Annotated in this window: 8 protein-coding genes; 1 reads left to right on the top strand and 7 read right to left on the bottom strand. The window is 58.1% G+C overall.

The window, feature by feature from the left end:
• Window positions 1-617: 617 nt before the first annotated feature.
• The 7 genes from AC0L30_RS31820 to AC0L30_RS31790 form a co-directional block, all read right to left on the bottom strand.
• Window positions 618-1,676, bottom strand: coding sequence for an adenylate/guanylate cyclase domain-containing protein (locus tag AC0L30_RS31820; protein WP_473406038.1), 1,059 nt, complete (start codon window positions 1,674-1,676; stop codon window positions 618-620).
• 19 nt (window positions 1,677-1,695) lie between these two features.
• Window positions 1,696-2,673, bottom strand: a complete 978-nt coding sequence (locus AC0L30_RS31815) for an AraC family transcriptional regulator (RefSeq protein WP_473406037.1) — start codon at window positions 2,671-2,673, stop codon at window positions 1,696-1,698.
• Window positions 2,674-2,741: 68 nt separating this feature from the next.
• A complete protein-coding gene (locus tag AC0L30_RS31810; RefSeq protein WP_473406036.1) occupies window positions 2,742-3,563 on the bottom strand; it encodes an SDR family NAD(P)-dependent oxidoreductase in 822 nt (273 codons plus the stop codon).
• A 119-nt stretch (window positions 3,564-3,682) separates the two neighbouring features.
• Window positions 3,683-4,720, bottom strand: coding sequence for an alpha/beta hydrolase (locus AC0L30_RS31805; RefSeq protein ID WP_473406035.1), 1,038 nt, complete (start codon window positions 4,718-4,720; stop codon window positions 3,683-3,685).
• Window positions 4,721-4,913: 193 nt separating this feature from the next.
• Window positions 4,914-6,236 (bottom strand): glycosyltransferase, encoded by a 1,323-nt coding sequence (locus tag AC0L30_RS31800; RefSeq protein ID WP_473406034.1) that lies wholly within the window; start codon window positions 6,234-6,236, stop codon window positions 4,914-4,916.
• A 390-nt stretch (window positions 6,237-6,626) separates the two neighbouring features.
• Window positions 6,627-9,545: an ATP-binding protein gene (locus AC0L30_RS31795; RefSeq protein WP_473406033.1), complete on the bottom strand. Its 2,919-nt coding sequence runs from the start codon at window positions 9,543-9,545 to the stop codon at window positions 6,627-6,629.
• Between the two features lie 48 nt (window positions 9,546-9,593).
• A complete protein-coding gene (locus tag AC0L30_RS31790) occupies window positions 9,594-10,550 on the bottom strand; it encodes an MBL fold metallo-hydrolase (protein WP_473406032.1) in 957 nt (318 codons plus the stop codon).
• Window positions 10,551-10,712: 162 nt separating this feature from the next.
• Here AC0L30_RS31790 and AC0L30_RS31785 point away from each other — a divergent pair, with 162 nt between their 5' ends.
• The gene (locus AC0L30_RS31785; RefSeq protein ID WP_473406031.1) at window positions 10,713-13,589 is read left to right on the top strand and encodes an ATP-binding protein; all 2,877 of its coding nucleotides are present in this window, start codon (window positions 10,713-10,715) and stop codon (window positions 13,587-13,589) included.
• Window positions 13,590-13,615 lie beyond the last annotated feature (26 nt).

Here is a 13,615-nt window from a genome sequence, read left to right as displayed (position 1 = left end):
ATTGGGTGGCCGCTTTCGATCGGAATCGCTGGCCGCCTTCCGTCGGAATCGGTGGCCGCTTTGCCTCGGATTCCGCACCCGGCCGTTATGCCGGCCCAGCACCCATATTGAACGCCCAAGTCCAAGAAGCCCGAAGACCCAACTGAGAGCGTGTGATGACCATCGCTCCGGACGCTTTCTGAGCCCGCCGGAGGTTGCGTCCGCCGCCCTCCCGATGGCCGGAGCCGCCTTGACCTGTCCAGGTAGCTTTGGGGGGCGCGCGGCTCCTAAACATTCACCGTATCTTAGGAGGACTCCGGCCCGTCGAATTCAATCAGGCGGCCGTGCCCGCTCGCCCATCGAGCGAGACTTTCGACGTCACGTTTCAGCTTTGCGACATTCGCTGGTGTGTAAGCTGGAATGTGAACTTCTCCAAGATACTCCTCACCATCAGCTTCGCCAACCAGCGAACCCGTCTTCAAACTCTTCTCAGGCAACCAACGCGCGTCTGGCATGCCGAGGAGAGGCGTTTTGAGCGAGGCAGGAGGTTCAATGCTGGCGATGTTCCGCCGCCCTGGTGGATTGCGACCGGAGAGGCCGGCCCAATTGGGTGGATCCGCCTGGCCTTCATACGCCGGTCATCCACCAGAAACCTTCGGATCAGCTGCTTCTATCGCCGGCTCCAGATGGTTTGGCTCCTTTCGCATGCTAAAAAGATGAATAGGCTCTTTGCGGCCCCGCAGCATGTGCAATCCTTCGTCGGTGAAGGCGTTAGCAAGCTCAAGGCTGCCTTCCGCGAGCAGCGCCTGAACGAATGCGTCCGTCACCAGCACGGAGGCACCAAGAGTCCGGCAATAGGCTTCAACACGGCTTGCGATGTTCACGGTGTCTCCTACCAAGGTAAGCTCAAGCTGTTTTTCGCTGCCTACATCTCCCTGTATGACCTCGCCAAAGTGGATGCCGACGGCAATGCGCATGGTTTGCTCGCTACAATGGGCATTTCGAAGGTTCCAACGCTCGATTGAATTGACGATCTCCAGGGCGCATGCAGCGGCGTTCGTGGCGTCTCGCAGGCTTGTCAAGGGCGGCCCGAAAAATGCCATGAGCCCGTCACCTAGGAATTTGTCTACGGATCCGTGATGCAGGAACACTGCTTCACTGAGACAGCGCAGCAGATCGCGTAGCAAGCCGATGACAACAGCTGGAGACTTGCCAGAGGAAAAAGTCGTAAATCCGATCATGTCGGCAAACAGGACCGCGGCCGGCTGGCTTCGCGCGAACGAGAACGGGACGTGAATACCGACAAGCTGATCTACAATTGCCGGCGAGAAGAAACGAGCGAGGTTTGCGCGCTCGCGTTCGACTTTCTTTATACGCTCGTTTGCGGAGATGCTCCGCAGGACAAGAGCGGTTGTGATCAAAATCGCAACTAAGCTAACTGCAGAGCGCAACGGGGCGGATCCATCCACCGTAAATCCGTGCACCAGCGCGTAGCTCGCGACCGTAAGCAGTGCGCAAGCAACACCCGTGATCAGAACGCCTTGCCGATGAAGATCATGGGCAGCGATCAAAACAACGATCACATACAGTGACGCGACGGCAAACTGCAGAGACGATAAGGTATCAATGAGAAAGATGGCGCCGGCAAGCGCGGCCGCCGCAGCTAGAAAGGGCGGGCGGATAAGTTCAAGCATCATCGGACTATCAACGCATGCATCATGGGCGGTTTTTCTGCGCAGGAACGCCGTGCAGTTGCCGAGTAATTCTCCAATCGTCTCTGGACCTGCCCCCGCGCCCAAGTGCGCGGTAGCGACCGGGCGAAGTGCCAAAATGCTTCCGAAACACCTTTGAAAAAGCTGCCCTGGTGGCATAACCAACAGAGGTTGCAATTCGAGTAATGGCCTCGTCTGTCGATACGAGCAAAAGAGCAGCTTCGTCCATTCTTCGCGAAATGAGGTAGCTATGCACGGGCTGTCCCACCAGTTTTGTAAAGCGGTCGACGAAAGACGACCGGCTCAACCCCGCGCATCGCCCCAGTTCGCGAAGACTCCAGCGCCGTCCCGGATGTTCATGGATCACTTGAAGCGCTTTGCCGATTTGTGGGTCCGCCAATGCGGCAAGCCAGCCACCTTTGCGGGAGCCAAGGGATTTGGCCCAGCTTCTCAGCACTTCCACAAATAGAACCTCTGTAATCCGCGCCAGAACGGCGCACTGCCCGGGACGCTGAATGGCGGATTCATCTACGATACGCTGCAGGATTGCTTCGAGCCAATCGTGATCGGGTCGTAGCTGCAAGACGGAGGGAAGCATTTGAAGCGGGTTCATGCGCGTCGGCCGCGCCAGCACGAAGTAGCCGCAGATCAATGTCGAGATGGGCTCCCCGTCACCGCCGTGACGAACCACCCCGACATGGGCCGGGCGCCGTTCAAGTTCGAGAAGGGAGAGGGGCTTCGTCCGGCGGCCGGACCGGACCATATGGGGCTCACCGCGGGCTATTAGAATGAAATCACCGTCCTTAATACGTATCTCTTGTCCCTGCTCGAGTACGACGGTGGCCGAGCCGCGACGGAGATAGTGGAAGACGGCATCAGGGGTCTGAGGCAGCGCCACGTTCCATGGTCGACCGAGCTCGTAGTGGAAAAGTAGAGTTCCACTAAGCTGAACACGATTGATAACGTCTGTAAGAATGTCCATGTCGGCCAGCTACTCTCGATCACGGGATCAGCGCAGGGGACGCATATTGGCACAAACCCAGCTCGCGTTTATCCCGGGCCCTGATGGCTTTCAGCGAAACGATTTCGCGAAATTGCAGTCGACCGCTGCATCAGGCGGTCGACCATTCCAGGCATCAGGAAATGCAGCGCGCGCAGAAGCAACATCCCCCTCGGTAATACCAGAAGTGATTGACGCCTCGTCAGCGCATCAAGGGAAGCACGAGCGACCTCCTCAGCCTTGAGAACTGGAAGCCACGCTGGAGTCGTAGGCCGTCTCGTCTGGTTTTTGGTCCAATATTCCGTCTCGACGGCTGAAGCCGCCACCAGGGTTGCCGTGAGGTTCGTTCCTTTCAAGTCTGCTCTCATGGCTTCATGAAGTCCGCGCATGCCCCAGCGGGCGGCTGTACAGCCAGTCGCGCCAGGCCAGGGAAGGAAGGCCCCTATGAAGGTCACGTTCCCTATCATTCCGCTCCCACGGCGAAGCATTCCCGGCAGAAATGCACGAGTGACGTAAAGCGCAGCATGAAGAGGAGCTGCGATCATTTCGTCGATTTCAGCGTACGAACAATCCTCCAAATATGCCCAGCGGCCGCCCCCTGCGTTGTTTACCAGGACATCCGGCACTCCTGCTTCAGCCACCACTCGCGTTCGCAGGCGTTCTATTTCGTCCGCATTCGCCAGATCGCAGACGTACGCCTTTGAGCGCCCTCCGTTGTGCCGAATCGAATGTTCGACCTCAGCCAGCTTCGCTGCATTTCTTCCGACCAGAACACTGACGGCGCCGCGAGCAGCCGCTTCCTGCGCAATCGCCGCCCCAATTCCCGACGACGCTCCCGTCGTCAACACTACCTTGTCTCGGAGATCGGTCATCCACCTCAATCCTTCTAACTTTTGTCTCCCGCCCGCTTCCCCGTCACGTGCTCCGCGCGATGCAAGCGGTCTACGCCGAGCCACACCGCGGTCGAAACCGCCGGGAGTGCACACTGCACTCACGGGCCCAAACGCCTTCTGATCTCCGCGCTGACCTGGCGAAGTGCCGCTTGTACGCCGGCTACATTGTGGATGTCATTGAGCAGAACGAAATCGTGGATCATTCCGGAGTAGCGGCTGGCGATCACGTCAACACCGGCCTCCTTTAGCTTCCGGGCGTAGGCTTCGCCTTCATCGCGGAGAGGGTCATTCTCGGCGGTGATGACTAGTGCAGGCGGCAGGCCACGAAGTTGGTCGATGCTGGCCCGCATCGGGACCGCGTAAGGATTGTGTCGCGTTTTCTCGTCCGGCGCATAGACATTCCAGCCGAACTCCATGAAGGCACGCGCAAGGAAGCGGCCACTTTTGAATTTGCGGTAGGATTCTGTCTCAAAATTGGTGTCGGTCGCCGGAATAAGAAGCACCTGAAGGCGGATGGATGGTCCCCCACGGTCTTTTGCCATCAACGTTAGCGCAGCAGACATATCGCCACCGACCGAGTTGCCGGCGACGGCAATTCGGGCACCATCGACGCCGATCTCTGCACCGTGCTCGGAAACCCACTTTGCCGCGGCATATGCCTGCTCGACCTGCGTTGGAAACACTGCGTCCGGAATGGGCGTATATTCGACAAAGACCGCCGCTGCACCTGAGCCGACGACGAGGTCGCGGACGAGCCGCTTGTGGTTCTCGAAGTCACCAGCGATCCAAACGCCGCCGTGGATGAAGAGAAGCACGGGCAAGTTTCCGGCGGCGTTCACCGGCTTCATGACGTAGAGCTTCACCTGCTGCCCGTTCTCAGAGATCATTTTCTCCGAGATCGTTACGCCGGAAAGGTCGACCGGTGTCTTCGATTGCAAGCCGGTAAGAACAGCTCGAACTTGCGGTCCGGGCTTTTCCCAAAAGGGACTCGTATCCTTGTTTAATTCCGCGAGGAAGGTGCGGATCTCGGGATCAATATTCGGATCAGTTGCGGCATCGGAAGCCATCGTCGCGGTTGCTTGGGCCATTGCTATCATTGCTCCTAGTGCTATTGCGCGCAGGAAAGGACGTTTCATCGCTTTCTCCTCGCTGGACGCATCCGGTGTCTGGCCAGACCCGCCCTGCTTTTGAAATACGTTGCCACAGAGAGTATCTTTGAACGCGAGCCGAGGCTCGCGAGGAGCTGCAAGAACCTGCAAGATCCCGCAAGGCGCGGAGGGTTATGCAGCCGCATGACGACTGACGGTATGCTGAGCCACTACGCCAAGGTTAGATTGCACGCGCACGACCGCGCCGTTGGGCTGCGTCGCGTACCACGTCATCAAGAATGCTGAGGATCTCGGATCTAGTGTCCATTTTGGCGAATTCCGCAGCCATGCGGGAGCTTCGCGCACGGTATGATCGCATGTGCAACACGGCGCGGATTGCCTCGCGAAGAGCGGATGAGGTCGGCTCCTGCGTCTTAAGATCGATCCCGACACCGGACCATGCCACGCGGGCATTCGTGTCCGCCTTGTCTTCGGTCAGGCCTGCGGTGACCAGCGGAATGCCGAAACTGAGAGCCTGATTGACGCTCCCGTAGCCGCCGTTGGTGACCAAAGCATCGACGTGGGGAAGCAACCATTCGAATGGCAGGTAGGTTGCGATGCGTGCGTTGGATGGAATAGGACCCGTTATCGCCTCGATAGGGCGACCTCCAGTGGTTGCGACCACGAGTATATCAGGCTCATTCGCAAGCGCTGCGAGAGTGGGAATGATCAGCTGATCGAAGTCGTGGTTTGATACGGTTCCTTGCGTGACGAGTACCACCTTGCGTGATCCATCCAGATCGCGAGCCCAAGGAGGAAGTGGCGCCTGTCTCGGAATGATTGGCAAAGCGCCGACAAAGCGGATCGAAGTCGGCAGATTCCACCGCGGAAACTCGAAACTGGGGACGGTAAGCTGGAGATAAGCGTCAGGGAGGACTACTGCGGCTTCGTGAGCATCCATGGCCAATGGCTTGATGCCCATGCGCCAGAGACAATTGTTTAGATGCTTACGAACCGGCAAATACAGCATTTCCTCGTGGTCTTTGGCGATTACGGCGTATGCCTCGCGCTCGACTTCGTTCTGCGCCGGCAGCAAGCCTGCAAAGTTCGGCGCGCCGTCGTCACGCCGGAAGTGCAAGAACATCGTGCCGCAAAGGATGATTGGCGGTCGATCCGAAGGCGAGCCGAGGAGCATTGGAAAGACGCCGAAGAAGAGATTATCCGCTAGAATCACGTCGGCGGAGAACTCGGCTAATAGGCGTTTCAGCCCCTCATCCTGTGCAGGAATGGGATCAATGAATACGCGCTCTAGATAGAAGCGCGACATCTCCAGGCCGGGCGGAATGTCCCTGTATTCGGGGAAAACGGTCGCCATCTCCCTGTAATCACGGTCGATCGCTTCAGGAAAAGGGTAAAATGTGGCGCCAGCCCCTTCGATCGGGGTACGCATCGCGCTGGCAGACAGACCGGCGACTTGGTGCCCTTGAGAGACAAGCATCCGCCCAATGGAAAACATGGGATTGACATGCCCGGTGAACGGCGAGGAAGCGATGAGGATTTTCATGGAGCCTACTCAGTTGGAGCGCTGATGCGACGCTGATCTTCAGCGAGTGGAGACCTATTGCACCGGAGTTGCGCGCGGTAGACCGCAATCGTCCAAACCTTATGCCCGATCGTCCGGGGCTTGGGCGTTGGATGGCTCAATGTTTGATGAACCCTGAGAAGGCGACGCCTCTACGGGCGAACGTCTTAGGTGCTTGAATGTGTCGAGCTTCAACAGAGCGCCCCACAGCGGAGGTGAGCAATGCTGATCAATGCGTCCATCGTGCGTTGAGGGATGATCGGTCAACGATCACAGATCAACTAACTTCGATGAGCCGGAAAACGACGATCTGACTGCGTGCAAAGGCGGCTAAGTAGACGGAATGGAGTTGTTTCTATCTCCGTATCGTTGTCAGGACCGCCTCGAGAATTTCGATTGCTCGATTCTCTCCAGCAATCTTCTGGCTTCGATCAGGTCAGGTCGTTGGAAGCCTTCGGTAAATCGCCCATAAATCGGGGCGAGCACGTTGTACGCGTCCATGCTTCTTTTCTTGGCGAGCCAAAGCCTGGCGGTGTCTGACGCTGTTCGCAATTGCCACGCTAGTGCCGACTGGCGACCGGCCAACTGGAGTGCCTCCAAAAGATATTCTTCGCCGCTATCCGAATCCGATGACCGACGTGATGAGAGTATTATTCCCTTGAGCCGGAGCAATTCCGGCAATCTGAACACGTTTCCAGCGGTCTTCACCAACGAGATGGTGTCATCGATCAATGTCAGCGCCCGGTCGAATTGTCCGAGCATCGACCAACCCTCCGCCAAAGCGCTGTTGAACGATGCTGTGTGCAGTTCGTATTGACCCGAGTGCAGAGCTTGCAGAGATCTAGCAAGCAGCTCTACGCCGGCTTCGGCATCGCCGCGCTTGACCAGCAATTTGCCAGTCGCACCGACGCCCACCGCATGGTATGAATCCAGGGAATATCGGTCGGCATAAAAATTGAACCTCTCGATGCTTTCTTGAGCCTTCGCCCATTCACCGGTCCCAAAATACGTGGATACGGCCCAGATCAGAGCGATACAGATCGGAATCGGGTGACCACTTGCCTCGGCCGCTGCCACGGTCCTAGTCGCGAGCACCGTTGCTTGATCGGAAAAACCCAAAACCCAAAGAGTCCGAGCCAGCACTACCGCCGCCCGACTGCACGGGTCGAAGCCGTAGTTGCTTGTGATGGCGCAAGGAGACGTTTGGGTTGGCGCCGCCGCTGCCTCAAGATGCGGGCGCGCCTCGGAGTGGTTTCCCATGATGTGATAAGAGCTGCCTAGCATGGAATGCGCGGCGGCGATGCCCTGTGGATCCCCTAGCTCTTGAGAAACCCGTTCTCCGCGCTGGGCCAAAGCCAGCGCTGCCCGGAATTCTCCTATTCGTTCCGTGAAAAAGTGGAGCCTGACCAGGAGCCGCAGCTGGCTCGCCACATCGCCTAGCTGCTCGGCAAGCGCGATTGCCCTGATGAAGGCGGCTCGAGCTTCGGCGCTGTTTCCTTCGACGAGCATGAGCGATAGCCCAAACGCGGACTGCAGAATGAGTTCGACCCGCGTTCCGCGAGCCTGGCCGAGTTCTGCGACCGCCCGACCTGCCCAACGATGGCACTCGGTCAATAGCGACAATTGAAGAAACAGCTGCGTTGAGCTCGCCGCAAGCGTGCTTCCGACCTCTCTGCAACCCGCGCCAAAGCACCAATCGAGGGCGGCACGAACGTTGGTAAGGTGCTCTCTGTAAACCTCCGCACCAACGGCCGGGAGTCGTGCAAGTGAATCGATCAGGTTCTGGTAGTAGACAGCATGTTTGCGAGAGATTTCGTCGCGTTCGCCGCACGCGTGTAGTTTCTCCAGCATATAGGCGCGGGTCATATCCAGCAGCCTGTAGCGTGTCGTCCCCCCATCGCACACCACTGCGATTAGGGATTTCGTGACGAGACTCGCGATGGATGGCAACACCATTGCATCGTCGTTAGGCGAGAGTGCCTGAGCCGCGTCTACAGTGAAGGTGCCGGCGAAGACTGACAGTCTGCGGAGAACTGCGCGCTCCCGCTCCGGCAGAAGCTCATAGCTCCAATCAAGCGTCGCGCATAGGGTTTGATGACGGGGCGTGGCGGAACGCCGCCCCATCCAGAACAAGATCAGGCGACTGTCCAGGAGGTTTACAATTCCGTCGAGGGCATGGGCGTTCAGGCTGCCGGCAGCTAGTTCGATCGCGAGAGCGACACCGTCGAGCTTCCGGCACAACTTGGCGAGCATTGGCGCATCCGCATCGCGAAGTTCAAAGCGCTGCCCGCGTGCTATCAAACGTTCGACGAAAAGCTGTGCGGCCGGGTACGTGAGGGCTTGCGCCGCTGTCAGTTCAGCATCGTCAGGCGGGCCTTGCAGCGGCGACAGCCAATGAATGTACTCTCGCTCTGCACGCATCGCTTCCCGGCTAGTGGCCAGAATGTGAACGTCCGGCGCCTCTTGACTTATGCGGTCTGCCAACACGGCTGCGGCGTCAATGACCGTCTCGCAACTATCGAAAACGAGCAACGTTCGTCGCGCACGAAGGAACTTCAGCAAGCTAGGGATGGGATCCGAGGCGTGCACCAGGAGGCCGAGAGCGGAAGCCAAGGCGCTCGGGACGAGCGAAGGATCATTGATGGGGCCAAAGTCAACGAAGCGGACGGCCCCGTCGAACGTTGCGAGCAGACCATGGCTGACCGCCAAGGCAACTGTGGTCTTGCCCATGCCGCCCGCGCCTAAGATAGTGACGAAGCGAGTTGCAAGCAGCTGGGAGGAAATCTCGGCAACCGTCTCGTTCCGGCCAACCATGCGCGCAAGTGGCCGGGGGAGCATGCTGTGCTGGTGAGGTGGCAGGTCCAGGCTCGCCGGCGTCGTCGGGGTGCTCGACCGGATAACCGGGGCGACCAAACAATAGCCCTGCCCCGTCAAGGTAACTACGAAACGGGCGCCGGCGCTACCGTCGCCAAGCGCCTTTCGTAGCTCCGCGACATGGAATCGGATGCATGGTTCTTCGACGGCAAGACCGGGCCAGACCCGTGCTGCCAGATCTTTCTTTCTGACGACTTGACCCGCATTATCAACCAGCGCGATCAGTATATCCAGCGCGCGTGCGCCCAACTGTATCGGCTTGCCGTTCCTAGAAAGAAGCCTTTCTGCAGGAGACAATCTGAACGGGCCGAACGAAAACAGGTCTTCTCTTGGAGCAAGGTCCAGGTCCGTCGTTCCCGAGCCTCTGACACCCTTTCCACCGGTGAAATGTCTATTTGCAACTGACGATCGCGCCAATGTCCGTCTCCATCATCCGGCGATATGGCCGCCCTCTCTGGACAGGATTTACGGCGATGAACGGTAGGGTGCCGGCACCCAAGTGTAAGTACCTTGCTCAAGGCGGACGTGGCCAAGACCTGGGAAGGACACGTGCGCGCCGCCCACGAGATATCCCGTCTCTGCAGCAGCCGCGAGCGCACGGCGTCTCGACGCAATTGCCTGGGGCGCATCGACATCGTATTCGATCGCAATCGATGGATCTGAGAACTGCACCTCGCTCGCATGCACAATGTCACCCCAGAGCAGCAGGCGGTTGCCATCGCTGTTCAGCATGTAGGCGGTATGCCCCGGCGTGTGCCCATATTGGGAAACGCTCCGAATTCCTGGGAATAATTCAGTCGCCCCGTCGAAGGGACGCAACTTTCCTGCCTGGATGTACGGGTCAACCGTTTGATGTGATTGCTCAAACGTTTGTCTTCGATTCGGTGCGGCGCCGGCTTTTTCGGCCTCGCTTAGCCAGTAGGCTACATCACGTTGATCGACATAGACGAGCGCGTTCGGAAAAATACGCTGCCCCGCCACCGTTAGGCCTCCAGAGTGGTCGCCGTGAATGTGGGTCAGCAAGACCGCGTTGATGTCCTCCGGGTCGTACCCGGCTGCGCGCATGTTCGAGATGAGGTGACCCGAGCTCGCTCCAAAAAGCGCTCCGGCTCCTGTATCGATGAGGATCTTTGTTGTGCCGGTATCTACAAGAAAACAGTTGATCGAAATATCGGTAGGTAGCTCCTCATGGGAGATCCTAAAGGCATCCTGCACAGCGGCCGGCTTACTCATGATCTTAGATAGATCACGGGAGGCAGTTCCGTCCGACAGCACTGTTATCTTGAAGTCTCCCAAACGGAGCCGATAGAAGCCAGGCGCCTGCTCATCCGCCCAGCCAATGGGTTGGGGTCCTTCTGGTCTTGCAGGTGCCGCGACAAGAGCAATGATCACCGCTGCAAGTAGAACCCTAAGTCCATTCATGCCGGCACTCCTTCAGGCAAGAAGCCGTGGGAACCTCACGGCGTAGAGGCTCGAGGCCTATTTTCCTCGAATAGGGCCGTCACTTCCGTGATAACTTTCTGAGAAATGCTGAGAGAGCGGGGGACCTGGAGCAGTAGAGTGGGTAGACGGGACGGGGCAGTCGTGTACGCGTTTGGCGACTTGGAGATCGATCTCTCCAAGCGGGAACTTAGGCTGCGCGGTACTGCAGCTCCGGTGGGAAGCCGCGGGTTCGAAGTCCTTGAAGCACTCCTTCGGGCGCGCGGCGAACTCGTCAATAAATACGAGCTCATGCGAACCGTGTGGCCCGGTGCGGTGGTCGAAGAGAATACGCTTCAGTTTCACATCTCTGCGGTACGAAAGGCCCTTGGGGAGGACCGTCACCTTCTGAAGACTATTTCCGGTCGGGGCTATCGGTTGACTGGCAACTGGATGCGCTGCGCAGAAGATGGTAGCGAGGCCGCGCAGCGTGACGAAAACGCACTGGGCCAAGAGCCTGCTCGGGCGTATGTAACAAATTTGCCGCTTCCTGCCTCGCCCCTCATAGGTCGAAACTCCGCGTTGGACCATCTGTCGGAGGCCCTAACCCGTTCCCGCGTCGTGACATTGACCGGTCCCGGCGGAATCGGAAAAAGTTCGCTGGCCATGGAGCTCGGCCGCGGGCTCTTTCCGAGTTGGCGAGGCGACTGCTGCCTCGTCGAATTGGCATCAATAACGAACGCGCGCCTTATGCCTTCGGCCGTGACGCATATGCTTGGGCTTCGTGTAGGAGGCGATGAGATCTCGTTTGAAGCCGTTGCGCATGCGATCGGCGGGAAGAAACTTTTGCTGATTCTGGACAACTGCGAGCACCTCATAGCCGCCGCAGCGAGGCTTGCGCAAACCATCGTGTCCATGTGTCCGAAGGCATCAGTTTTGACCACGAGCCGTGAAGGGCTGCGGATCGAGGGAGAATACGTCTATCACGTCCCAGCTCTCGATGTTCCACCTCACGCTTTCGAAATCTCGAGCGATGCCCGTGAGTATAGCGCAGTCCAGCTGTTCCTTGCCAGAATGAAGGCTGTCAACTTAGGCGATGGGCGAGACCGAGACAACCTTGCTCTTGTCGCCGCCATTTGCCGCAGGCTTGACGGAATTCCGCTCGCGATTGAGTTCGCCGCGGCACGCTCAGCCGCGCTCGGGATCGAGGAAGTTGCTGCCAGGCTGGATGATCGCTTCCGATTGCTAACTGCGGGCCATCGAACTGCCCTTGCAAGACATCAAACACTTCGCGCCACCCTGGACTGGAGCTATGAGCTGCTTTCCGAGCACGAAAGGTGTTTACTTCGGAGATTAGCTATTTTCGTTGCCGGTTTTACTCTGAAGGCGGCTGTCTACGTCATGCGAGAAAGCGACTTCGAGCCCGCGCAAGTGGTCGAGGGGATTGCGAATCTCATCGTGAAATCGCTTGTGGCAATGGATGGCTCCTCTTCGAGTCGTTGGCGACTGCTTGAGACTGTAAGAGCGTATGCGCTGGAGAAAGCTGCAGAAGCCGGGGAAGTCGAACAGGGGGCCAGACTGCATGCGAAATACTTTCAGGAGTCCTTTGGGCACTCTGCTGTCGTTGCTCGACTTGGGCATGCGATTCAGCAGGTCGATAGCTGCAGTCGCGAAATCGACAACGTTCGCGCTGCGCTGGATTGGTCGTTTTCATCGACGGGGAATGACCACGTCGGTGTTGATTTAACGGCTGGGTACGCCGCAGTTTGGGTGCACCATGCGCTGATGACCGAGTGCCGAGATCGAACGAGTTTGGCGCTCTCTCGTCTCAAGCGTACGTCACCTAAGGACAAGCGCTTGCAAATGGAACTATATATCGGACTTGGTACGGCGCTCGTTTGGACGATGGGCTCGGTCCAAGCTACGATGGACGCGACGAACGCAGGGCTGGAATTGGCTAAGAGCTTGGATGATCGCGAAGCTCAGTTGAGGGCGTTGTGGGCTCTCTGGCTCGTGCAATTCAACACCGGCGAATGTCACACCGCTCAATACACTGCCGAGCAGTTTTGCACCGTGGCCCGACGAAAGGACGATTCAACCAGTATTCTGGTGGGTGAGCGGCTACTGGGTGCAACTCTCCAATATCAGGGGCGGCAACGTGAGGCCAAGCCGTACTTCGAACGCGTCCTCCGGCTGTATGTTGCCCCCGAGGATCAACATGACAAAATGTGGTTCCATTACGATCAGCGCGCGCTTGCTCGAGCAATGCTGGCGCGGATCCTTTGGTTAGAGGGCTTCATCGATGAAGCTACCGAAGAGGCCGAGAAGAGTGTCGAAGAAGCGGGCGCAGCGGCTCGCGGATTGTCACTGCTTTATCCTCTTGCATGGACGACGTGTCCGCTCATGTTGATGACCGGCAATCTAGAAGCCGCCGAGAAGGCAATTCACACACTGAAAGACGTAGCCACGAGACATAATGCGGCTTGGTGGAAAACTCTGGGCAGCTGCTTGGAAGGCAAGCTGCTGATCAAACGTGGAGAGTTTGGAAACGGCGTACGCTTGTTGCAAAACTCTCTTCGAAAGTGCGAGCAGACCGGTTGGACCGTCTGCTATCCGGAATTCCTTGGTGCGCTCGCTGAAGGCTTAGCCGGCTTAGGGCATCTTGCTGAAGCTCTGCAGACAATCGATCGGGCGTTGGCTCAGGCCACGGGTGGCGGAGAGCGCTGGTATGTCCCGGAGTTGCTCCGGGTAAAGGCCGAATTGCTGATCGAAGCGCGGGTAGATGAATTTATTTCTGGAGCCGAACACTGCCTTAAAGACGGCCTCCATACGGCTCGGAGGCAAGGCGCCACCTTCTGGGAGCTTCGGTGTGCTCTGGACCTGGCGCGATTGAGGCTGAAACAGAATCTGCGGAAGGAAGCCCAGAACATTCTTGGTCCCGTCTATCACAAGTTCACTGAAGGCTTCGATTCAGCAGATCTTCTAGCTGCGAGGAAGATGCTGGATCAGCTACCGCAGTCTCGGCAGGCTGTAAGGCACTAATGTAATCGGACACCAAAGGCCCCGCG

The sequence above is a fragment of the Bradyrhizobium sp. MI1.11 genome (assembly GCF_055811255.1).
The sequence above is the reverse complement of the archived record's forward strand: the minus strand, read 5'-3'. Positions and strand labels throughout refer to the sequence as shown.

Bases quoted from the DNA above. Each gene is read 5' to 3' on its own strand.
- AC0L30_RS31820 (WP_473406038.1), bottom strand. From the start codon at position 1,676: ATGATGCTTGAACTTATCCGCCCGCCCTTTCTAGCTGCGGCGGCCGCG.
- AC0L30_RS31815 (WP_473406037.1), bottom strand. From the start codon at position 2,673: ATGGACATTCTTACAGACGTTATCAATCGTGTTCAGCTTAGTGGAACT.
- AC0L30_RS31810 (WP_473406036.1), bottom strand. From the start codon at position 3,563: ATGACCGATCTCCGAGACAAGGTAGTGTTGACGACGGGAGCGTCGTCG.
- AC0L30_RS31805 (WP_473406035.1), bottom strand. From the start codon at position 4,720: ATGAAACGTCCTTTCCTGCGCGCAATAGCACTAGGAGCAATGATAGCA.
- AC0L30_RS31800 (WP_473406034.1), bottom strand. From the start codon at position 6,236: ATGAAAATCCTCATCGCTTCCTCGCCGTTCACCGGGCATGTCAATCCC.
- AC0L30_RS31790 (WP_473406032.1), bottom strand. From the start codon at position 10,550: ATGAATGGACTTAGGGTTCTACTTGCAGCGGTGATCATTGCTCTTGTC.